Raw genomic sequence first — 22,531 nt, 5'->3', positions numbered from 1 at the left:
GACCGCGCGAACCAACCGAACCGGCCCAGGACCCCGTCGGACCCCGTCACCGGCGAACACACATGCACCAAGGGCCCTGCGGGCCTCGAAAACGCGGAAGGACCGTCAGGCCGACGGCAGTTCGGCCACCAGGCCGGCCAGGTGAACGGTCAGGGCCGCCACCGTGTCGACATCCCACACCAGGGTCGGCTCCACGGTCACACCCAAGGTGTCCTCGATGTCCCCGCACAACGCGAAGGCGTACACCGACTCCAACCCGTACTCGGCGAGCGAGACACCCGGATCGATCTCCTCCACCGGCCTCTCCAGGTAGTAGGACACCCGCTCCGTCAACCACCCCTCGATGTCCTCACTCGACACCCGCACACCCACCTCCCGATCAGTCATCGGACTCCCTCTCTCATCCAGAAACATGACGTGCGGACAGGTCGAGCAGCCGCCCGTCCCGGAAGCGCTCGACAGCGATGTCGAACAGCGCCTGCTCGGCACTCGCGCGCTCGTCCGGAGTGAGCACCGGGGCGCCGCCGAGGCGTCCGGAGAGCCGGTCGAGGACACCGAGGAGCGCCGCCTCCTGCTGACGGTCGTCGCTGCGCCAGACCGCGAGCGCGGCGGCGGCGGCGATCAGCACCGTGTACCGGTCGGCCGCCGCGTAGGCCTCCGGCGAGGCCCCGATCGTGAGGTCCGAGGGAGCGAGTGCGGCGCACCGGTCGCGCAGCGCGAGCACCTCGTCCCTGAAACGCGCGGCGAAGCGACCGACCGGGCTCCCGGCCGACTCGCGCTCGGCGGCCTCGGCCAGCACGCCGATCAGCCCGTCACCGGACAGCATGCCGACGGAGAGCCGGTCGAAGTCCAGCGGCGGCAGATCCGCGCCGAGGGCGAACAGCTGCTGAGCGGCGGCCGGGTCGGCCAGCCAGGACTTCCGGGCCAGCCGGGGAAGCTGCGGCAGGATCAGCACCAGGCAGGCGGAGCGCGAGATGTGCGCGAAGGTGGCCGGAGCGGCGTCCCTGACGAGCTTCTGGAACATCGCGTAGGAACCCTCGCGGAGGTAGCCCTGGGCGCCCATGACCGCACGCAGGTCCTCGAAGGCGTCCAGCAGGATCCGTGACGTCAGGTACTTCACCGCCGGCGCGTAGAGCAGCGTGGCCTCCGGGGCCAGGTGCAGCGCCCGGAGCCCGACGCCGCAGAAGGCGTCGATGGCCAGCAGGTCGGCGAAGACGCGTGCGAGGGCGGTGCGCACATAGGGCAGGTCGGCGGCGAAGCCACCGTAGAGGCGCCGCTCGTGCACGCACTCCAGCGCCAGACGCAAGGCGGTGTCCAACGGTCCGACGATGACGGACGGGAGCACCACTCGGCTGAGCTGGTAGGCCCGCAGGGCGTTCTCGATGCCCTGACCGGGCCGGCCGAGCATCGCCCCGCCGGGGATCGGGCAGTCGGAGAACCTCAGTCCGCCGAGTTGCACCCCGTTCATTCCGGAGCTGGGGAACCGCGGCAGATCCAGCACGCGGTCGGCCGGCAACTCGTCCCGGGTGACGAAGAACTGGCTGTGGCTGCGGCTGCCGGCGGCCTCGCTGGTCCGGGCGAACAGCACCATGGCTTCGGCACGGCGCAGATTGGTGACGATCTCCTTGCGTCCGGTCAGCAGCCAGCCGTCGCCGCTCGGAGCGGCGGCGCATTCGGCGTTCGCGAAGTCGTTGCCGTGGTCGAGTTCATGGAAGGCGGCCGCGATCCGGCCGCCCCCCAGCAGGATCCCGGCGGCCTTCGTGCGCTGCTCGTGCGTGCCCGCGGACCAGATGTTGACCGATCCGAGAAGGGAGCTGAAGCCGTAGCCGAGGCCGAGGCAGGGGTCGCGTCGCCACAGCTCCCGCTGCACCTCGGCCAGCCGGTCGGCCCGCACCAGTCGGCCACCGTACGCGGCGGGCACGAACTCGGCGTTCATGCCGTAGGCGTCCAGCAGGCGTTCGCCCTCGGCCAGCATCTCGTGCCGCTCGTCGGCGGCGAGGACGGCGGCGTAGCCGACCGGGTTGTCCGCATCCCGTGGGTTGCCGAACAGTGCGTCCAGTTTCTCAGCGCTCACGCGAGTCCTTCCCCTGCTGAAGCGATCGCGGTGCCGGCGCCCCGAACGGGGTGACGGGGGCGCCGGTGGTCGCGGCATCGACGATGAGACGGGCCAGCGCGCCGTCGAGCCGGTCGTCGCCGGGCGCGGCAGCCGACGGCGGCACCCGCAGGACCGCGGCGAGCCTGGCCAGCAGGGCGCGCAGTGCCGCCCGCACCCAGAGGCCGTCCTGCCACAGCGGCTCCGGCGCGTGCTCGGACTCACCCGTGGCCCACAGGTGCAGGCAGGCCGCACCCGCGTAGCAGAGCTCGTAGGCGGCGGCCAGCTCGTAGGCGACCATGGCGGGACGGGCGGCGGGTGCCACCTCGGCCATCCGGGCGTGCAGGTACTCGGCCATGGCGAGCAGTGCGACGGACTGCTCGGCGAGCCCGGTGGGGGCTGGCCTGCTGCCGATCGACTCGACGAGCGCCGGAAGCGCCTGCACGACCGAGCATCCCTGCCGGGACACCATGGTCAGTGCTCCGCGGTCGACGGGTCGGACCGGGCTGCCGACCGACACGGCTTCGGCGAGTCCGCCCGCGTCGACGGTGCCGCCGGCGAAGCCGCGGACCAACTTGGGGAACTGCTGCACCAGGGCGGCGCGGTTCACCGGGGTACTGCCGTCGAACACCGCCACGATCTGGTGGTCGCGCCACACCTTCTGGAACGCGCCGTACTCGTAGACGTCGGAGAGGAAGGAACGTGCGCCGAGCAGTTCGGCGAGCTCCCCGAGCGTGTCGTCGACCAGGGTGGGCGCGAGTGCCTTGGCAACCACCGAGGTCACGCTCATCTCCGCGGTGAGGCTGTGGAGCGAACGGCCGGCGACCAGCGAGGTGGCCTCGGCAGCCGTCAGCAGCGCGGCGCTGCGGGCCAGGACCGAGACCGGGAAGGGCCGTTCGGCCAGCGGGCGCTTCTGGATGACGCGCGCCGCGGTGAACCGGGCCGCGAGTCGCAGCGCGTGCTCACCGGCGCCGAGGGAGAGTGCGGTGCACATCGTCCGGGTGAACTGGAGCGCGAGCAGCACCGTCTCCAGGCCGCTTCCCTCCGGGCCGATCAGTGCGTCGGCCGGCAGCAGCGCGCCGTCGAACTCGATGCCGGAGATGTCGATCCCGCGGATGCCGTGCGTCAGCACCTTCGGCAGCGTCCGCCAAGTACCGAGCTGCAGAGCCGACTTGTCAACAAGGAAGAGGCTCTGGCCACGCCCGGAGCCCTCCCGGCCGGTGCGCGCGAGCAGCGTGACACGGCCGGAGCGGGTGGCGTTGTTGATCGGCCACTTCACGCCGTCGACACGGTAGCCGCCCGGCTCCGCCGTGGCGGTGACGGAACCGCTCAACAGGTCGGCGCCGTGCTCCGGCTCGGACAGCGCCCAAGCCACCGGGGAACCCGACATCACCGCGTCGGCGGTGGCCCTGGCCTGCTCCGGGCTGCCGGCGATCCACACCGGCGCCACGCCCAGGTACGTCTTGGCGTGGGCCGTCACCGCACTGATGTCACGGCGAGCGGCGGTGCGCCAGAGCCGGATCATCTCCTCGTGGTCGAACAACGCGCCGCCCCACTCGGTCGGCACGTAGTAGGCCGGCACGCCGAACCCGTCGAGGCGGGAACAGAAGTCTGCGGGAAACTGCTCGTTGTCGTCGAGTTCCACGGAACGGCGAGCCGTCTCGTCGTGCATGCCCAGGGCCTCGTCGAGGGCCGCCTCGATCCCGGCGCCCGCACGGGTGGCGGTCACGCGAGGCCTCCCGCCACCGGGCGCCGCACCCTGGGGTCCGGTTCGCGCGAAGGGGTGGGCCGCACCGGCTCCGTGGAGCCGAGGCTCTCGTGGCCTCCCTGGACAGGGCCGCGGGAGACGGTGGGAGCGGCTCCCTCCGGGTGACGCGCGGTCCGCGCGTCGTAGGCGGCCCCCAGGCTCTGGTAGCCGCCGAGATCGAAATCCATGCTGTGCCCCTAGGCTGCTGCTCCGTCAGTCACTGTTGTTCCGGGGGTGCGGCGCACCGTTCCGACTCCTGCCTCGGCCGAGATGGGGCCGCCTTGCGTCGCCGTCCGGGCCGGACTGCTCGCGACGCGCGTCATCGGCATCGGTCGCGTCGGCATTAAGGATCATGGCGAGGCCGCCGACCACTATGCCCCAACCCTCGTCGCTCGGTAAGTGGCGTACTGCACGCCCGACCTGAACACCCGGACGGTGCGAAAGTGCTGGAACGCAAGGGTGTGCGCTCCCGGAGGAGTGCGCGCGGGTGTCCAACTGCCGCACACCATCGGTTGAACATCCGGTGGCTCGGCGAGCGGGACCGCATCGCGCGTACCGATGTCAAGCCATCACTCGCGAACAACCGTGCTTCGAAGGCCCGTTGGCGTCGGGTCCGTGGGTGGGCCGCCCGACTCGGGGCACTCTTCGAAGGAGGTGGTCGTCGAAGGGGCTGCTCTTCGAAGCTCGGGCCCGACCGGGGCATCGATCGGTCACCCCGTCCGCGGGAGAGCCTCCCCAGGGCACGCGTTCAACCCGGACAGGCTGTGGCCTCCGGGGCCGCGGCGGTGCCAAGGTGGGTGCAGCGGAGCCGCATCGACGGGCCTCCTCCACCCCGATTCCCTCTCCCCCAGGAGTCCCGACACCATGCCCCAGGTGAGCACCAACGGCATCCGCCTCTCGTACCAGCGCTCGGGCCGGGGCGAACCCGTCCTGTTCATCATGGGTTCGGGCGCCGCGGGCCGGGTCTGGACGATGCACCAGGCTCCGGCCGTCGTCCAGGCCGGCTACCAGGCGGTCGTCTTCGACAACCGGGGCATCGGCGAATCGGACGCACCGGAGGGCAAGTACTCGCTGGCCGACATGGTGGCTGACACCAAGGGGCTGATCGAGGCGCTGGACCTCGGCCCGTGCCGGATCGTCGGGTACTCGCTGGGCGCCATGATCGCCCAGGAACTGGCCATCGAGGCGCCTCGTCTGGTGCGCTCGGCGATCCTGATGGCGACCAGGGCCCGGGCCGACGCGATGCGCCGGGCCATGCTGGAGAGCGACCAGCTGATGCGGGAGAGTCCCGTCCGACTGCCGCCCAAGTACGAGGCGGTCCGCACCGTCCTGGAGATGCTCTCCCCCGCCTCGCTGAACGACGAGACCGCCGTCCGCTCCTGGCTGGACATCTTCGAACTGACCGGCAGCGGCAGCAACACCGCCGACGGACAGGCCTGGGCAACCCAGACCGGCGACCGACGGACGGCGCTGCGCGCGGTCACGGTGCCGTGCCGGGCGATCGGTTTCGCCGACGACCTGATCTGCCCGCCCCACCTGGTCTCGGAGGTGGCCGACGCCATCCCCGGCTGCGACTTCGTCGAGATCCCCGATGCCGGACACCTGGGGCACCTGGAGCGACCGGAGGCGGTCAACGCCGCGATCACCGAGTTCCTCGACAAGTACTGACGGGCACCCCTGCCGGCGCGGGAAGCCCCCTCGCGCCCGGGCGCGGACGGCTCAGTCGCGGGCCGTCCGGGGCCGGGACTTGATGAAGTCCGCCAACCGCCCTACCCCGTCGGCAATCTGTTGGTGCGTCAGGTAGCTGACGGACAGCCGGACGGCGTGCTCGCCACCGCCGTCCGGGTAGAAGTAGGACATCGGGGTCCAGATCACACCGAACTCCTCGGCCGAGCGGATCAGCGCCGCGTTGTCGGCCCGGAACGGCACGGTGAGACTGAGGAAGAAGCCGCCGGTGGGCTCGTTCCAGCGCACCCCGAGGGCCTCCCGCTCGGCAGCCGGGAACTGCTTGGCGAGCTCCTCCAGGGTGACCCGCATCGCGTCGCCGTAGTAGGCGGCGGTCTCGCGGTTCAGCTCGGAGGTCCGCCCGTCGGCCGCGAGCAGCATGCCCGCCACCACGGCCTGGCTGACGGCCGAGGTATTGACCGTAAGCATGCTCTTGATCTTGGTGAGCTCGTCGGCCAGCAGGCCGGTGCGGCCGTCGGCGTCCACCACCGTCTGGTCGGCCACCACGTAGCCGACCCGGGCGCCGGGGAAGAGCGTCTTCGAGAGCGATCCCAGTTGCACCACCCGCCGGTGGCGGTCCAGGGACTTCAGCGTGGGCAACTGCTGCCCCGGGCTGACCATCCGGTACGGGCTGTCCTCCAGCACCAGGATGTCGTGGCGCTGCGCCAGGTCGAGCAGGTCGAGCCGGGCCTGCAGCGGCATCGTGGTGCCGGACGGGTTGGAGTGGTCGGGGATCACGTAGAACACCCGGGGACGGCGGCCGCGGGCCCGCTCGGCTAGGATCGCCGCCTCCAGATCGGCGCAGTCGAAGCCCGACTCGCGCTCGGCCACGGCGGTCGGGTTGACGTCCAGCAGTCGGGCCGCGCCGGTGATCCCCACGTAGCAGGGGCTGGAGACCAGCAGCACGTCCTCGGGTCCGGAGATCAGCGCCCGCACGGCGAGGAACATCGCCTCCTGGCACCCCACCGTGACCACGATGGACTCGGGGGCGACCTCGGTCCTCTCGTCCTTGCGCAGCGAGTCGGCGATCAGCTCGCGGATCTGTCCGCCGGTCGGGCCGTACTGGAAGAGCGCGGAGCGCACCTGTGCGGGCGAGGCGCCCTGGGCCTCCAGGTGGTCGAGGTAGCGCCGCAGATGGGTGAAGAGCTGCTCGGTGTCGAAGAAGCCGTCGTACGGGCGGCCGGGGGCGAACGAGATCGCCTGCGGATAGCGGGTGGTGACCTCGTTGAGGAAGTTCATGGTGTCCAGCACCGGGTCACTGACACTGCCGTGCAGCTCGGCCTTGCGCAGCTCGGCCTTGCGCAGCCCTTCGGCCGGCGTGGTCCGGACCGGGCTCGGCGCCGGGGTGGCTCCGGGTTCCGCGCCGACCAGGGCGGGACCCGCCCCGGCAACGGACGGGGTTCCGGTGAGTGCCATGGCTTCGACCAGCTCCTCGGTGATCAGCTCGAGCAGGTGCGCCACGCCGTTCTCGCCACCGACCGCGAGAGCGTGCAGCACCGGACGGCCCAGCAGCACCGCGTCGGCGCCCAGCGCCAGGGCGGCAAGCACGTCGGCACCGCGGCGGATGCCGCCGTCGACCAGTACCGGGCACGCACCGCCGACCGCCGCGGTGATCTCGGCGAGCACGTCCAGAGTGGCCGGGGCACCGTCCAGTTGGCGGCCGCCGTGGTTGGACACCACGATCCCGTCGACCCCGGCGCGCAGGGCCGCCCGGGCGTCGGCCGCGCTCAGAACTCCCTTGACCAGCACCGGGAGCGAACTGATCCCACGCAGCCAGTCGATGACCGACCAGTCGAGCGCGGGATCGAACTCGGTGAGCGCGTGTGCGCTCGGGGAGGCGTAGTCGCCGCCGGTGAGGTTGGCCGGCACCATCCCGTCCGGCAGCCGGAAGTCGTTGCGCAGGTCGCGCAGCCGGCGGCCGAGCCGGGGCGCGTCCACGGTGAGCACCAGCGCCTCGAAGCCGGCCCGCTCGGCCCGTTCCACCAGTCGCCGGGTGGTGGCACGGTCCCGGAAGCAGTACACCTGGAGCCAGAGCGGCGCGCTGGCGGCCTCGGCGACGGACTCGAAGGTCCGGCCGGCGAAGGTACTCACCACCAGCGGCAGGCCGGCCCGGCCGGCGGCCCGCGCGGTGGCCGCCTCGCCCTCCGGATCGGCCAGGGTGTGGTAGGCCATCGGCGCCACCGCGATCGGCGCCGGCCAACTGCGCCCCAGCACCGTGGTCCTGGTGTCGGGCACCCCGGATCCGGACAGCACCCGCGGCCGCAACCGCACCCGGTCGAACGCCGCCAGATTGGCCGCCAGGGTGCGCTCCTGGCCGGCTCCTCCGGAGACGAAGTCCCAACTCCCCTGGTCGAAAGAGGCCCTGGCGGCTTCCTCATAGTCCTTCAGGGTGAACAGGCCTGTGGCCCCTGGGCGTTCGGCGCCCATCACGAAGTCAGCCGATCGCGCTCCACCGCTTCGTACAGGGCGCGGATGTTGGCGCTGCCGAAGCCGCGCGAACCGTTGCGCTGGATGAGCTCGAAGAAGAGCGTGTTGCGCGGGTAGGGAGAGCGGGTGAAGAGCTGCAGCAGGTCGCCCCACTCGTCGCGGTCGGCCAGGACCTTGGTCTCGCGCAGCTCCTCGACCTGGGCCTGCAGACCGCCGAGCCGCTCGCCGAGCATGTCGTAGTAGCTGTCCGGCGTGTCGAGGAACACGACACCCCGCTCACGGCACTCGTGCACCGCGGCGATGATCTCGTCGGTGCGGAAGGCCAGGTGCTGCGCCCCCTCGCCGCCGTTGCGCTCCAGGAAGTTGTCGAGCTGCCCGGGCTCCTTGCCGGGGTCCGGTGCGACCAGGGTGAAGATGGCGCTTCCCGAGTCGCTGCGCACCACGATGGAGTCCATCGCCTGGGCGCCGACCGCCACATACTCCGAGGAGTAGCGGGAGAAGCCGAAGGCATCCCGGTAGAAGTCGGCGTACTTCTCCAGGCTGCCGCCCTCGAGGCAGACCGCGATGTGGTCCAGGCCGGTGACCCGACCGGTTGCCGCCGCTGCGGTGACCCCGGGCGTGGTGGACCAACTACGGCTGGCAGGGAGGCCGTTGACTGTCGACTCGGTCGGCAGCAGGGTGTGCACGACATCTCCGAAGCCGGACACGACCGGCAGGCCCTGCAAGGAACGTGTCACCGTGGCACCGGCCGAGGCCGCCGCCGCGGCGGTCGCCTCCACGTCGTCACAGGTCAGCGCGATGTCGGCGATGCCGTCGCCGTGCTGCTCCAGGAACCTCACGATCCCCCGCCCGGAGGTCACCACCAGGCGAACCTCACCCTGTTGCAGGAGCACCGAACTCCGCTCCGGCTCAACCGAGTCGGCCACCCGGGTGAACCCCATGGCGGACACGAAGTAGTCGACGGCCGTCACCGTGTCTCTCGTGTACAGCTCGACATAGCCGATGTCGTGGACAGCCATGGAAGTACCTCCAACAGGGGCTGGGAGCGGAATTCGGTAAGGGGTTCGCCTGGGGCCTGCGGTCGACCGCGGGCTGCTACCAGCGCCACTCCTGCTGCTTGAACAGGTGGCCGGCCGGGATGTCCTTCTCCTTGCACCAGCCGAGGAATTCCTCGATCTGCTTGATCTGGTACGTGTCCGGAGTGTAGGTGGTCGCCATCACGTGCCCCAGCCAGTCCTCCTCGCCCATCGCGTAGATCCAGGCCTCCTTGGCGCCCAGCTCGACCATGATCGCGGCGGCCTGCTCGGCGTTGGACCCGGACAGCTTGCGGGAGTTGCTCATCTTCTTGGTGACCGGGATGGTCAGCAGCGCCTGGTAGAGCCAGGTGAGCGGGGCGCCGTCGCACTCCATGCCGAGGAAGGCGTAGTCCGCGGTGCCCAGGTGGTTCTTGATGTAGCGGTAGAGCTGCGGGTCGATGCCGGAGGAGTCGGCACCGATGAAGACCTTCTTGCCCGCCAGCTCGGCCCAGTAGGTCGACTTGGCGCGGATGTCCAGGTCGCAGTGCTCGCCGAGGAACGGGGTGGCGGTGACCTTGCCGCCCGGGAACTCGACCTCGTCGAAGTCGTCGACCTCCACCACGTCGAAGCCCTGGTGCTTGAGCATCAGCGCGATCGACGGGTCCGCCAGGTTGCCGCGGGAGTAGCGCGGGCAGACGATCTTCCCGACCCGGCCGCGCAGCTGCAGCAGGGTCTCCATGACGATGTGGTCCTGGTGGCCGTGGGTGATCAGCACCAGGTCGATGTAGTCCGGCAGGTCGTCCAGCGTGTAGCGGTCGCCCGCGTCGCTGTCCGCGCTGATGAACGGGTCGGTGACGATGGCGGCTTCGGGCGTCTGCAGCACCAGGCAGGCGTGGCCGAAGTAGCGGATCCGGCCACCGGACTCGATGTGGCGGTCCTCGTTCAGGGCCGGGGTCTCGCTCAGCATGGTGCGCAGCACGGCCGCCTGCTCGTCGTTCAGTCCCAGGGCCTCGCGCAGGTGGGCCAGCGTGGTCGGCTCGACCCGGGCCTTGAACAGCTCCGTCAGACCGGGGTGCCGGAACGGGATGTCCAGCTCCAGTACGTCCTCGGAGGGCAGCCGCGGGGTGCTCAGGATGAACGGGCGCTCGATGCCGGTCTCGAAGGAGAGCTGCACCGACTGGCGCGACTCCTGGTAGTACGGGCTGCGGTAGAGCACCGGCTCCATGAAGCGCAGCTGCGCCTGGTTGTCGGTGTCGTAGGCCAGCTCGACCAGACCGCCCAGCTCGGCCGGCAGTTTCGGGTAGAGCGGGGTCAGGTCGAAGCCGGTGGCGTTGGCCCGCAGCAGTTCCTGGCCGGCGGCGATCGCCTCGGCGAACTTCAGCATGTCGGCCCGGTCCCGCTTGATGGTGGCGAGCAGCTCGCGCACCTCGTCGGCGCGCTCCTCCGGGATGTTGATGAAGTAACCGCCGCGCAGCTCCGGGTTGTTGCTGGCCGCGACATGCACCTGCGGGGACTGCAGATAGGACTCGAGCAGCGGGACGTGCAGGAACGCCAGGTTCATCGCCGCCTGCACCGGCGCCATGGTGTGCGGCTGGGCGACAAACCGGTCCACCAGCGGCTCGATAATGACCTTGGACCGCAGAAACAACTGCTCATCAGCCATCTGCACACCTCCTCAGGAAAAACGACACCAAAAGGGCAGCCGACGATTCTTCGTGCCCGTCCCACGCGGACGCGGCACCGAATCGCGGAATCAATGAACGCCGGACAACAACAAGAACCTGGAATCAGGACATCGGGGAGGGGGCGCTCACCTCGCCGCCCGCATGAGCGACACCAGCAGAATGGCTCGGCGGGCACCGTCGATCAATACGTGTGCCCTGCACAGCACCGGTCCGTTGCCACGAGCCGGCCGAGTTGCCCGGATTCCGGTCGCCGACCCAGTAGGAGGAGGTGCGGACCGCCTTCCGCCACCACGAGGCCTTCCCGACCGTCCGTCCAACTGCGGCCCGGCACCGGTTGAACAGGGCACTTCGCACCGGCTGCGGTCGGTCTTGATCCAGGTCGCGCATGGTGCCAAGGTGGCCGCGGCGGAGCGTGCCGACGCTCGACGGCCGAGTCGCCGCCCACTGCTGAGCGGGACCAGGAGAAGGCGCACCAGCCCCTACGGTCCACCCGCGCCACCATCCGGTCCTCCAGCATTCGAAGCCACCCGTCCGCTGGTTGCCTCACGGTTGGATCCCCACGATCGGCGGGATCCGGCCCGCCGGGTGGTCGGGCGCGGCGACTCGGCGTTCTCCATCACCCGACCACACACCACGCGCACACGATCCGGAGACGCGGATGGACTTCAGCCTCTTCTACTTCGCCAACAACGACACCGAGCAGCAGGACTCCTACCGGCTGCTGCTGGAGGGCGCGCGCTTCGCCGACGACCACGGCTTCACCGCGGTGTGGACCCCGGAGCGCCACTTCCACCCCTTCGGCGGGCTCTACCCCAATCCGGCGGTCACGGGCGCCGCGGTCGCCGCGGTGACCAAGAGGGTGGCCGTGCGGGCCGGCAGCGTGGTGGCACCGCTGCACCACCCGATGCGGATCGCCGAGGAGTGGTCGGTCGTCGACAACCTCTCCAACGGGCGGGCGGGGGTGGCGATCGCCTCGGGGTGGCACGCCGCCGACTTCGCGCTGCGCCCGGAGAACTACGAGACCCGCAAGAGCGCGCTGATGGACACGGTCGACACGATCCGCCGACTGTGGCGGCGTGAGTCGATCGAACTCGTCGACGGTGCGGGCGAGTCGGTGTCGCTGCAGGTGTTCCCGCCGCCGGTCCAGCCCGAGCTGCCGATGTGGCTGACCACCGGCGGCTCCCCGGCGACCTTCGAACTGGCCGGACGGCACGGCCTGGGCGTCCTCACCCACCTGCTGGGCCAGGAAATCGGGACGCTGGCGAAGCGGATCGCCGAGTACCGGGCGGCCTACCAGGAGCACCGGGGCGACGGGGGGCGCGCCCACGTGTCGCTGATGCTGCACACCTTCGTCGGCACTGACCGCGAGACCGTACGGGAGACCGTGCGCGAGCCGTTCTCCCGCTACCTCGCCAGCTCCTTCGACCTGCTGGTCAAGGCTGCCGAGGCCGCGGGGGCCGACGGCGCCGCGATGATGCGGGAGATGAAGAAGGTGAGCGAGGAGGACCGCCGTTTCCTGGTGGCCCAGGCCTTCGACCGGTACTTCGAGACCAGCGGCATGTTCGGGACCGTCGAGGAGTGCATGGCCATGCTCAAGCAGCTCGCCGACGCCGGCGTGGACGAGGTCGCGTGCCTGGTGGACTTCGGCGTGGCGACCGACCAGGTCGTGGACGGCTTCCAGCACCTCGCCCGGCTGCACGACACCTGGCGTGCGCACACCGGACGCTGAGGGCGCCCGCGGGCCGGCCCGAGTGTCCCGGGGCGTCCGAGAGGCCCCGGGACACTGCGCAGACGGTGCTCCTGCCCGAACCGTCAGGTCCGAGCGGCCCGTTACCGGCGGCGAGGGACCCGGGGGGTCCGTGACAGCGATACGCAGATGACCGAGGTGGCGGCCCACACCAGGGGGACCGTCCACAGGCTCCACCGCATGAGCGCCGGCGAGACGGCCGCGGCCGCCAGCAGCGCGACGGTGACCGGCAGCACGACGTCGCGCCGGTACCGCCTCAGCTGCTCGCCGAGGACCTCTTCGACGATCTCGGCGACGATCTCGGCGACCCGGTCGTCCATGGCGTCACCGTAGTGCACGAGGAACTGCTCGATGTCGTCGGTCCCGCCGGCCGGGCAGGGACGGCCGGCGGCGCTCGAGTGTCGATCGGTCATGTCCCCACGATGTCGCACCGGGCGGCACCGGGTCGGCAGCGTGAACCCACCGGCCGGGCGGGGGGTAAACCCTACCCCCGCCGGCGGGCTCTCCTCGCTGCCGACGGGTGGTCGGGTTGGGTACCGTCCCCTTGTCGGATCGAGGCGCGGACGGTGACCCGGTCGCCGCCCGCACTGCCCACGAGAGCGGGTCTGAAGCAGTTGACCGAGAACATCGCCGGCCGTGCCATCGGCGGAGCCCGGACGGACGCCCGGACGCCCCGCGAGATGGTGCCGGGCAATCCGCTGCGCGCGCTGGTCTCCCCCGTGCTGTGGCGGGCGTCGATCCACCTGGTCCTCGACGGTCTGGTGGCGCTGGCGGGACTGGTCGTGCTGGTCGTCCTGGTCGTCGCCGTCTGCCTGGCACCGGCCGGCCTGGTGGGCCTGCCGCTCACGGTGGCGGCGGGGTGGGCGCTGTTCCGGCTGGCCGCCGTCGAGCGCGCCCGGTTCGCCGTGACCTGCGGGCTGGAGCTCGACGAGCTGCCGACGCCGGTCTGTTCGTGGCGGTTGGCCAGGTCGCTGCAGTCGCTCGTCCACAACCTCTGCACCTGGCGGCTGATCGGCTACTTCGTCCTGCTGATGCCGCTCGCGGTGGTGACCGTGGTCGGGGTGGCACTGACCTGGGCCGTGCCGCTGACCCTGGTGCTGCTTCCGGCCTACTACCGGCAGGTGCCCGGCGGGGAGGCCCAGCTCGGGCCGTTCGTGGTGGATTCCCTGCCCCGGGCGCTGCTGGTCGCGGCGGTGGCACTGCTGGTCGGCTCGGTCGTCTCCCCACTGCTCGTCAAACTCCTGCTGGCGCTCGACATCGCGCTGGCCGTCGCACTGCTCTCACGGCCCCGCGGCCCGGACCTGGAGCAGCGGGTGAACGACCTGACGGAAAGCCGGGCCCGGGTGGTGGACGCCGCCGAGGCGGAGCGCAAACGCATCGAACGGGACCTGCACGACGGCGCCCAGCAACGACTGGTGGCGATGTCGATCACCCTGGGCCGGGCCAGCTCGCGGTTGAAGAAGTCCGGTGACCAGGAGACCAACCGGATGGTGGAGGACGCCCGGCGGGAAACCCTCAGCGCCATCGCCGAGTTGCGCAACCTGGCCCGTGGCCTGCACCCGCCGGTGCTGACCGACCGCGGCCTGGAGGGGTCGCTCTCCGCCGTCGCCGCGCTGGCTCCGGTGCCGGTGCGCCTCGACGTCCGGGTGGAGCCGCGCCCACCCTCCTCCATCGAGGCGGTCGCCTATTTCACGGTGACCGAGGCGCTCACCAATGTGGCCAAACACGCTCGTGCGACCCGCGCTTGGGTGGAGATCCGACGGGAGGGCACCCGACTGGACGTTAGGGTTGGCGATGACGGACGTGGCGGGGCCGACCTCGCGGCCGGCTCGGGTCTGACCGGTCTGGCGGACCGGGTGTCCGGGGTGGACGGGCGGTTCCGGCTCAGCAGTCCGGTGGGTGGACCGACCGTGATCGAGGTGGAACTGCCATGCGGGTAGTGCTGGCCGAGGACTCCGCGCTGCTGCGCCAGGGCGTCGAACTGCTGCTCAGCGAACAGGGGATCGACGTGGTCGCCTCGGTCGGCGACGCGGAGCAACTCCTGCGCGCGGTGGCCGAACACCGGCCGGACGTCTGTGTGACGGACGTCCGGATGCCGCCCACCTTCCTGGACGAGGGCCTGCGCGCCGCACTGGCGGTACGCGCCCGCTGGCCGGAGACCGGCGTCCTGGTGCTGTCCAACTACGTCGAGGAGCGCTACGCCGTCGACCTGGTCAACACCAATGACAACGGGGTCGGTTACCTGCTCAAGGACCGGGTGTCGGACGCCGAGGAGTTCGTGGACGCACTGCGCCGGGTCGCCGCGGGCGAGACGGTCCTCGACCCGGAGGTGGTCAAGCAGTTGCTGGCCGGCAGCCGGCAGCGGGATCCGCTGTCCACCCTGACGCCGCGCGAACGGGAGGTCCTCACGGCCATGGCGGAGGGCCGTTCCAACGCCGGGATCGCGGCCGATCTGGTGGTCGGCACGGCGGCGGTGGAGAAGTACATCCGCAGCATCTTCGTGAAATTCGATCTGCAGCAGGAGGTGGGGGACCACCGCCGCGTGCTCGCCGTTTTGCGCTATCTGGGAGCTTGAGATCAGTACCACACCGAAGAAGCGCCGCGGTCTCCTCCACCGCGGATTCCTCCTCATAGGGTCGGCTCTCCTCGTCACGGTCGTCGCCGCGGCCAGTTGGACCGTGGTCGCCCTGCTTCCGGCGCACCACCCGTACAGCGGCAACTGGCAGCAGGACGCGGCCGGCGCCGGCCGGGTGACGGTCCAGGCCGACGGACTTCGTGTGACGCTGAGTCAGGACGGCTCCTCGCAGGTGACGGTGGCCATGAGCGGCAGCTACACGGGCCGTGTCCCGAAGGTCGCCGTCACCCGGTCCGGGTCGGACGTCACGGTCACCGCCGGCTGCTCCGACGACTGCTCGGAGCACCTGCAGATCACGGTGCCGGCCGGCCTGGCCGCGCAGGTGAGCACCGGGGACGCCGGGATACGGGCGAAGGGCCTGACCGGCCGGCTGGATCTGACCACCGGGCTGGGCGGGGTCGAGGTGGACGGGTCGTCCGGCCCGCTGACCGTGCGGAGCACCTACGGCACGGTGACCCTCGCCGACAGCAGCGCCCCGAACGCCGAGGTGATCACCACCGACGGCGCGGTCAGCGCCTCCTTCACCGCGGCACCCGCCTCCCTGAAGGTCACCACGGGCTACGGCACGGTCGACCTCAAGGTGCCTCACGACGCCACCTACCACGTCGACGTGCAGAGCTCCCAGTCGTCGCCGAGCGTCTCGCTGCCGAACACCGCTACGGACGCGCCGCACAGCCTGGTGGTGAAGACCACGCGCGGCGGCATCACGGTCCACTGAGCACACCCGGGCCGCGAACGACGGTACTCACCCGGGCCACCGCCGAACGACCCGCGGTTGCCCGGCTCCTTGCCCTCCACCACCCCGGGGTCGACCGTGCCCGGGCGCAGACGGACGCCGACCGGGACCGACAGGTGGGTTATCCCTACCCCGCTTCGGTGGGCTGACCGCGTTTCCGGCCCGGCCGAACTGCGGTTGGCTGGAGGGCAGATGGTCGGTGCTGGGCGGCGCGGTCGTGTCGGCCTCCCTCACCGCGGCCGCCTCCGACGGCGGCATCCGGAGTCACTGAGCGGACACCACCGCCCCACGCCGACGACCGACGTTGGAGAAGAACCATGCGCCACGCCCCCTCACCCTTGCACGCCCCGTTCGGCAAGGCCGGCATCTGGGCCCTCGCGGGCGCCTCGGCCGCGGCCGCGGCCACCGCCTGGTGGGTGACCGACTCCGCGCCGTACCCCTACGCGCAGCACCGACTGCTCGACCTGCCACTGCCGTTCCTGTCCGCGGAGCGGCTGACCGAGCAGCTCCAGCCGCTGCCGGGCGAGCGGATGCTGGAGATCGGCCCCGGCACCGGACTCCAGTCGCTCCAGGTGGCACCCCGGCTCGGCGCCGACGGCCGGCTGGACATCGTCGACATCCAGCAGGAGATGCTCGACCACGTGATGCGCCGGGCCGCCGGGTCCGGCCTCGGCACCATCGTCCCCACCCTGGCCGACGCGCGCGAACTCCCCTTCGAGGAAGCCACGTTCGACGCCGCCTACCTGGTCACCGCACTGGGCGAGATCCCGGACGTCCCCACTGCCCTGAGCGAGCTGCGCCGGGTCCTCAAGCCGACCGGCCGCCTGGTCGTCGGCGAGTTCTTCGACCGCCACCAGATCCGCCCGGCGGCCCTGGCCCGGCACGCCAACGCCGTCGGCCTGCACGTCGTCCGGCAGTCCGGACCGGCCCTTGCCTACTTCGCGCTGCTGCGGCCGTGCACCTCGGGCTCCGGCGGCCGACCGCACACCGGCGCCGCGGACCGGCGTGCGGCCACCGTCAACTCCTGATCGGGACCGGAGGACCGTCGTGAACAACCCCGACATCCGACGCGCGGCCGAGAGCGAGTGGGGCCCGCTCCACCGCCGGGCGCACGCCCGGCTGCGGGCCAGGGGCGCCGCCGCACTGACCCTCACCGTGGTCTCCAGCTGCCTGGTGCTGCTGTTCGCGGCGGCCGACGGGTTCCCGGACGGGGCGGCCCTCGTCTCCCGGATCGGCGTGATCCGGGCCACCGATCCGTGGCCCGTCGCGCTGCTGCGCCTCCCGGTCTCGATATTCGTGCCGGCCATCGGTCTGCCCTGGTGGGCCGCCGTACTCCTGGTGCTCCTCGCCTTCGGGACCGCCGAGCTGACCCTCGGCCCGTGGCGCACGCTCGCCGTCGGGTACACCTGCTCGCTGGTGGGCACCTGGTACGCGCACGTCGGGGTGACCCGACCGCCCGGCCACCTGCTCCACCTGCCCGCCGAATTCGCCGACGTCCGGGACACCGGGCCGTCGGCGGCCGTGATCGGGCTGAGCCTGCTGGTCACCTGGCGGTTCGGGGCCCGCTGGACCGCGCTGGCCGTGGCGCTGCTGACGGCCACGATCACCGCGGTGGACCCGGAGTTGGCGGGCTACGAACATCTGGCCGCACTGGTGACCGCCACCGTACTGCTGCTCGCGGACGGGGTCGCCCGCAGACTCGCCGCCCGCGGTGGGTACGGCTCCCCCGCCGTGGCTCCCCGGCCGCGGTGACCTGACCCGCGACCGGGGAGCCAGGAGTCCGGTGCCGTCACCGTTTCCTCGCGCCGGCCCACAGTCCCCGAGCGACGCGGTCCACCTTGCCCGCACAGGAACCTGTGCCCCCGAGGGGTTTCTCCTCCCGCCCACGGACGACGTGAGTCGGGACTTTTCGACGCCGCCGTGCGTACCCGCTGGACTCCGGACGAGGCCGCGAGCTTCCTGCGGCACAGCGCCGAGCAGTACGCCGAGCAGTACGCCGACCAGCTCACCGACCTGTTCGAGGTCGTCCTTGGTACTGGCTTGCGCCGTGGCGAGGCCGGCCGCGCCTGGATCAGCCTCTCCCCCGGAGAACGGGAATTTCGGGGCCACGCCGCCCGACAGCCTATTATCGCTTCCTGGGCCTGCGGACCTGATCCCCGGCTCACCAGGTACGGAGAGGCGTCACCCGGCCTGCTGCCGATGCGTACCCGAGGAAACACGTGAGCACCGTACAATCGATCCCCGTCCCGCAGGTCCTTCATGAGGCCGGCCGCCGACGGACCTTCGCTGTGATCAGCCATCCGGACGCGGGCAAGTCCACCCTCACCGAGGCGCTGGCGCTGCACGCGCGGGCGATCACTTCCGCCGGTGCGGTGCACGCCAAGGGTGACCGACGCGGCGTGACCAGCGACTGGATGGAACTGGAACGCGAGCGCGGTATCTCGGTGACCTCGGCCGCATTGCAGTTCGGCTATCGCGGCCACGTGATGAACCTGGTCGACACCCCCGGCCACGCCGACTTCTCCGAGGACACCTACCGGGTGCTGGCCGCCGTCGACTGCGCGATCATGCTGGTCGACGCGGCCAAGGGCCTGGAGGAGCAGACCCGCAAGCTCTTCGCGGTCTGCCGCCATCGCGGCGTCCCCGTGATCACCTTCATCAACAAGTGGGACCGGCGCGGCCAGAACGCGCTCACCCTGCTCGAGGACATCGAGACGCACCTCGGGATCACCCCCGTCCCGGTCGTCTGGCCGGTGGGCAGCGCGGGCGACCTGCGCGGCCTGGTCGAAGCGGGGAACACCGAGCAGATGCTGCGCTACACCAAGGTGCCGGCCGGCACGCACGCCGCCCTCGAGGAGCAGCTCACCTCCGAGAAGGCCGCCGAGCAGGAGGGCGAAGCCTGGACGACCGCGCTGGAGGAGCTGGAGCTGGTGCTCTCGTCCGGCCCCGGCTACGACCAGGAGGCCTTCGAGGCCGGCAGGATCAGCCCGGTCTTCTTCGGCGCCGCGCTGACCAACATCGGTGTGAAGCTCCTGCTGGACGCCGTGGTCGACCTCGCTCCGGCTCCCGGGCCCCGCCGGCTGGCCAAGGGCGGCAGCCGCGAGGTCGGCGAGGAGTTCTCCGGCCTGGTGTTCAAGATCCAGGCGAACATGGACCCGGCCCATCGCGACCGGATCGCCTTCGTCCGGGTCTGCTCCGGCGTCTTCGAGCGCGGCATGCACGTCACCCGGGCGGCCAGCGGCCGCTCGTTCGCAACCAAGTACGCGCACACCGTCTTCGGAGCCGAGCGCACCGTGGTCGACACCGCGTACCCCGGCGATGTGGTCGGCCTGATCAACGCGAGCGCGCTGCGGGTCGGCGACACCCTCTTCACCGGCAGGAAGACCGAATTTCCCCCGCTGCCCGCCTTCGCCCCCGAGTACTTCGCGGTGGCACGGCCCAAGGACATCAGCCGGTCCAAGCAGTTCCGCAAGGGCGTCTCCCAACTCGACGAGGAAGGCGTGATCCAGGTACTGGTGTCCGACCGGCGTGGCGACCAGGCGCCGGTCATGGCTGCGGTCGGCCCGATGCAGTTCGATGTGATCCTGCACCGGATGGAGCACGAGTTCTCGTCCCCGATCGCCCTCGACCAGCTCTCCTACCGCTTGGCCCGGATCACTGACGCCGACGGCGCCGCTGCCCTGGCCAAAGCCCGCCTGATCAGCGGCGAGGTGCTCACCCGCCGCTCGGACGGCGCGCTGCTGGCCCTGTTCGCCGACAAGTGGCAGCTGAACGCCTTCCAGCGCGCCCACCCCGACATCCTGCTCCAGCCACTGATCGCCACGGCGGACTGATCGCCGACCTCTCGGCCCGGCGGCCGCCGTCGACGAGCTGCTGCGCGGCCTGCTCGGGCAGTCGGCCGACCGGCAGCAGTCGATCGGCGAGCCGGGCCGCGCGCTCACCACGGCAACCGAAGGCCGACCGCCACCCGCCACCCCGGCCGAGCCACCCGACGCCGGCCGGACCGAGGGCGTCGGGCTCGGCGGTGAGCCGGAGCTCCCGGCCACCCGCAACGGGCGCTTCAGGGGCGCGGTCGTCCCGGAGGGCTGCGCGGTCAGCGCCGGCGGCCGCCGATGCGGCGGTCGTCGGCCAACGCGGTCAGCGGGCCGTACTCGCAGGCAAGCTCGTTCCACGTCAGCACCTCGCCACAGCGGGCCGGGAACTCCTTCGGGTCGAACTCGGGCATGGTCCAGGTGCCAGTTCCCCGGTCCCGCAGCCACAGGTCCCCGTCACCGTCGACCACAGTCGGCGGGGCCGGTACGGGCTCGGCCTGCTCGGTGGGCTCCCAGGTGACCCGGCCCGGGTGGGAAGCACGGCGCAGCTCGGTGGTGGCCAGCCGCGCGGCCAAGTCACGGGTGGACTCCTCGGCCTCCTTGACCGACGCGAGTCGGAACGCGTCGTCAAGCACGGGCAGGGCTGGATTCTTGCTGCGCTTTGAACTCATACGCTGACTTACCTCCGGTGGGGGGCATCACATCCGTTGTGGCACCCCGTAGAGGAACACGGTATCCGAGGCGGGAGCCAGACCGGCCACGCCCTTTCAAGCTCGGTGCGCAGCAGGTCGGCGGCGGCCTCACCAAGATCTCCCCCGTTCCCGCAGGACCGTGTGGTGGCGAGACCCCGACTGCGGCCACGAGTGGCAGGACACCCCGGAGCAGCGGGACAAGGAACACCGCCTGCGCTGCCCCGGATGCCGCACGATCCTCGACTCGCTCGCCTTCCACTTCCCCGCCTTCTGATCCGGCGGCGGGGCGGGCCGGCGCGGGCCTATCGGGACCCCGGTGGGCGGTCGCCGTGCTGCCGGTCGGTATCGAGGGCGTCGCGCAGGGCGGGCAGGTCCGCGATGGCGGCCTGCTCGGCGAAGCGGGCCAGCAACCGGCGCAGAACCCGCTCGTCGCGGTCGCGGACGGCTTCGGCGATGGCCGCCGCCAGCGACGCCTGGGTATGGGGGTCGGGGGTGCGCACCTGCCGCGCGGCCTGCGGCCCTTCCACCGCTCGCCTCCTGTCTGCTCGTGATCCGGGGCCGCAGGGGGCGCGGCGCTCCTTGCCCTGGTGCGGCTGCGGCGACCGGCCGCCCGGCCCCCTGCGGGGCGAAGAATACCTCCCCGACCAGCACCGAAAAATCTGTGCCCGCTGGAGTAGACATTGCCGCCCACCGTGGTTAGTGTTTCTCTCGTAGACAGCGGTCGAGCAGTACCCGCCAGACACGAACTGGCGGGCAGCAGTACGGAAGTGCGCAGATCGGCACGGTTGCAGGGTTCTGAAGCCAGGGTTGGTGCAGTAAGGCGACGGGACCGGTGGCCGGGCCGGGCGGCCCGCAGGTATCAGGGGCCGCTACCCAGCGGTACCGCAGTTCAGCAAGGGCAGTACGCAGTACCCAGCAGTTGAGCAGGACGCAGGACACGCCGGGCAGGTGGGCGTGGAGAAGGCGGCGCGGTAGCGGAGCCCCGGAGCCACAGCAGGTGCAGGACGGTGACGGGACTGGCGACCGGGCCAGGTGGCCCGCAGGCATCAGGGGCTGCCACCGAGCGGTACCGCAGTTCATCACGTGCATTACTCGTAGGTGAAGTCGAGTTCGGCAGTACCGGCAGTCGCAGTACGCGGTGTCCCGGTGAAGGCGCCCAGGCTGCGGGCGCGCGCACCGGGAGTCCGGCAGCGGGATTCCAGGTCGAGCAGGACGGGCGACGGGGCTGGCTGCCGGAGTCGGCGGGACCGCAAGGGACCGCCAGGGCAGTTAGTTGGCACTGCCACGCAGTTCGCAGTACCGCAGTACCCGTGTGAGCAGTACCGAGAAGGTCGCATTACCAGATGGTTGGAAGTACCCGCAGTTCGCAGTAACCGGCCAGTACAGAGGATGAATGGAGGGACAGCGCGCCATCAGGATCGCCCGGCCCGTGAGGAACCAGCCCGGGCGGACTCCGTAGACCCCACGCAAGGACGGTGGTTTCCGGTCACGCATACGCGATCCCCGCACTCCCCCTCCCCCGGGGCCGTGCGGACAGAAGAAACCCGGCCACAGAGCCGGTAGATGGTGTAAAACCCTTCGGGGCCCCGGGAGCCGCTACGGCCCCGGGGCCCCTCAGCGCGTCCCCGACACGACAACAAGAAGAGGTGCAGTGACCACGGCAACCATCCGACCGCACACCCCCGACTCCCTCGACGACGACGACTACCCCGCCTACACCATGGGCCGCGCCGCCGAGATGACCGGCACCACCCCCGGCTTCCTGCGCGCCCTCGGCGACCAGGGACTCATCACACCCCTGCGCTCCGACGGCGGACACCGCCGCTTCTCCCGCTACCAACTACGGATCGCCATGCGCGCCCGCGACCTCGTCGACCAGGGCACCCCCATCGACGCCGCCTGCCGCATCATCATCCTCGAAGACCAACTCGAAGAAGCCCTGCGCATCAACGAACAACTCCGCCGCGACGCCGGACAGCAACCCGCCGCCGACACCTGATCCACCCACCAGGCCGACCAGACCGGCCTGTCGGTGAGCGACACCGTGCGCACCGCAGGCCGCCCCGGACGCGAGCGCCGGCCGACGAAGGATCGCCCGCGACCCCGCCCCGCCGGATGCCGACAAGCCCATGCCCCGGACGACGGCCACCCCTTCCAGGTGGAATTCACACCCGGGGCGTCCATCCCCTACCGTCCGGCCCGGGTCATGACGCGTGC

18 protein-coding genes and 1 pseudogene are annotated in these 22,531 nt (G+C 71.2%); 10 read left to right on the top strand and 9 right to left on the bottom strand.

Going from position 1 to position 22,531, the window contains the following annotated elements; all coding sequences use genetic code 11:
• Positions 1-105: 105 nt before the first annotated feature.
• Genes BI06_RS12380 through BI06_RS12370 form a run of 3 tightly spaced genes read right to left on the bottom strand, consistent with a single transcriptional unit; the run spans position 106 to position 3,821 of the window.
• Positions 106-387 carry an acyl carrier protein gene (locus tag BI06_RS12380; protein ID WP_043467869.1) on the bottom strand — a complete coding sequence of 94 codons (282 nt, stop codon included), beginning with the start codon at positions 385-387 and terminating at the stop codon, positions 106-108.
• Between the two features lie 13 nt (positions 388-400).
• Positions 401-2,074: an acyl-CoA dehydrogenase gene (locus tag BI06_RS12375; protein ID WP_043467868.1), complete on the bottom strand. Its 1,674-nt coding sequence runs from the start codon at positions 2,072-2,074 to the stop codon at positions 401-403.
• Entirely contained in the window at positions 2,064-3,821 is a 1,758-nt protein-coding gene (locus tag BI06_RS12370; RefSeq protein WP_051740843.1) for an acyl-CoA dehydrogenase family protein, read from the bottom strand. Before BI06_RS12370 ends, BI06_RS12375 begins: the two co-directional genes overlap by 11 nt.
• Positions 3,822-4,703: 882 nt before the next feature.
• Between BI06_RS12370 and BI06_RS12360 the strand changes: the two genes are divergently transcribed.
• Positions 4,704-5,507, top strand: coding sequence for an alpha/beta fold hydrolase (locus BI06_RS12360; protein ID WP_043467863.1), 804 nt, complete (start codon positions 4,704-4,706; stop codon positions 5,505-5,507).
• Positions 5,508-5,558: 51 nt separating this feature from the next.
• On the opposite strand, the gene BI06_RS46215 is transcribed toward BI06_RS12360, so the two are convergent.
• From BI06_RS46215 to BI06_RS12345, 3 genes are all read right to left on the bottom strand, one after another.
• Entirely contained in the window at positions 5,559-7,991 is a 2,433-nt protein-coding gene (locus BI06_RS46215; RefSeq protein WP_082558442.1) for an aminotransferase class I/II-fold pyridoxal phosphate-dependent enzyme, read from the bottom strand.
• Positions 7,991-9,010: a 4-hydroxyphenylpyruvate dioxygenase gene (gene hppD, locus BI06_RS12350; protein ID WP_043467861.1), complete on the bottom strand. Its 1,020-nt coding sequence runs from the start codon at positions 9,008-9,010 to the stop codon at positions 7,991-7,993. Before hppD ends, BI06_RS46215 begins: the two co-directional genes overlap by 1 nt.
• Before the next feature lie 76 nt (positions 9,011-9,086).
• Positions 9,087-10,670 carry an MBL fold metallo-hydrolase gene (locus tag BI06_RS12345; protein WP_043467859.1) on the bottom strand — a complete coding sequence of 528 codons (1,584 nt, stop codon included), beginning with the start codon at positions 10,668-10,670 and terminating at the stop codon, positions 9,087-9,089.
• 680 nt (positions 10,671-11,350) lie between these two features.
• On the opposite strand from BI06_RS12345, the gene BI06_RS12340 reads away from it, so the two are divergent.
• A complete protein-coding gene (locus BI06_RS12340) occupies positions 11,351-12,421 on the top strand; it encodes a MupA/Atu3671 family FMN-dependent luciferase-like monooxygenase (protein WP_043467856.1) in 1,071 nt (356 codons plus the stop codon).
• Positions 12,422-12,522: 101 nt separating this feature from the next.
• On the opposite strand, the gene BI06_RS12335 is transcribed toward BI06_RS12340, so the two are convergent.
• Positions 12,523-12,852 (bottom strand): hypothetical protein, encoded by a 330-nt coding sequence (locus BI06_RS12335; protein WP_043467854.1) that lies wholly within the window; start codon positions 12,850-12,852, stop codon positions 12,523-12,525.
• Positions 12,853-13,053: 201 nt separating this feature from the next.
• Here BI06_RS12335 and BI06_RS12330 point away from each other — a divergent pair, with 201 nt between their 5' ends.
• The 6 genes from BI06_RS12330 (at position 13,054) to BI06_RS12300 (ending at position 19,643) form a co-directional block, all read left to right on the top strand.
• Positions 13,054-14,379, top strand: coding sequence for a sensor histidine kinase (locus tag BI06_RS12330; protein WP_051740841.1), 1,326 nt, complete (start codon positions 13,054-13,056; stop codon positions 14,377-14,379).
• A complete protein-coding gene (locus tag BI06_RS12325) occupies positions 14,370-15,014 on the top strand; it encodes a response regulator transcription factor (protein ID WP_043467852.1) in 645 nt (214 codons plus the stop codon). Before BI06_RS12330 ends, BI06_RS12325 begins: the two co-directional genes overlap by 10 nt.
• 103 nt (positions 15,015-15,117) lie before the next feature.
• A complete protein-coding gene (locus BI06_RS12320) occupies positions 15,118-15,792 on the top strand; it encodes a DUF4097 family beta strand repeat-containing protein (RefSeq protein WP_043467850.1) in 675 nt (224 codons plus the stop codon).
• Between the two features lie 335 nt (positions 15,793-16,127).
• Positions 16,128-16,838, top strand: coding sequence for a class I SAM-dependent methyltransferase (locus BI06_RS12315; RefSeq protein ID WP_043467848.1), 711 nt, complete (start codon positions 16,128-16,130; stop codon positions 16,836-16,838).
• A 19-nt stretch (positions 16,839-16,857) separates the two neighbouring features.
• Positions 16,858-17,562: a hypothetical protein gene (locus tag BI06_RS12310; protein ID WP_043467846.1), complete on the top strand. Its 705-nt coding sequence runs from the start codon at positions 16,858-16,860 to the stop codon at positions 17,560-17,562.
• A 467-nt stretch (positions 17,563-18,029) separates the two neighbouring features.
• The gene (locus tag BI06_RS12300) at positions 18,030-19,643 is read left to right on the top strand and encodes a peptide chain release factor 3 (protein ID WP_051740839.1); all 1,614 of its coding nucleotides are present in this window, start codon (positions 18,030-18,032) and stop codon (positions 19,641-19,643) included.
• A 260-nt stretch (positions 19,644-19,903) separates the two neighbouring features.
• Here BI06_RS12300 and BI06_RS12295 read toward each other — a convergent pair whose 3' ends face one another.
• Entirely contained in the window at positions 19,904-20,293 is a 390-nt protein-coding gene (locus BI06_RS12295; protein ID WP_043467840.1) for a hypothetical protein, read from the bottom strand.
• A gap of 133 nt (positions 20,294-20,426) precedes the next feature.
• Here BI06_RS12295 and BI06_RS46210 point away from each other — a divergent pair.
• Positions 20,427-20,588, top strand: a pseudogene (locus tag BI06_RS46210) (zinc-ribbon domain-containing protein); the annotation flags it as partial.
• Between the two features lie 28 nt (positions 20,589-20,616).
• On the opposite strand, the gene BI06_RS12290 reads toward BI06_RS46210, so the two are convergent.
• The gene (locus BI06_RS12290) at positions 20,617-20,841 is read right to left on the bottom strand and encodes a hypothetical protein (RefSeq protein ID WP_030398477.1); all 225 of its coding nucleotides are present in this window, start codon (positions 20,839-20,841) and stop codon (positions 20,617-20,619) included.
• Between the two features lie 1,193 nt (positions 20,842-22,034).
• Here BI06_RS12290 and BI06_RS12285 point away from each other — a divergent pair.
• Positions 22,035-22,313, top strand: coding sequence for a MerR family transcriptional regulator (locus BI06_RS12285; protein ID WP_094745765.1), 279 nt, complete (start codon positions 22,035-22,037; stop codon positions 22,311-22,313).
• Positions 22,314-22,531: the final 218 nt, after the last annotated feature.

The organism is Kitasatospora sp. MBT66 (assembly GCF_000710405.2).
Lineage (GTDB): Bacteria > Actinomycetota > Actinomycetes > Streptomycetales > Streptomycetaceae > Kitasatospora > Kitasatospora purpeofusca.
Note: the sequence above shows the minus strand (reverse complement) of the source record. Positions and strands in the feature narration are given on the sequence as shown.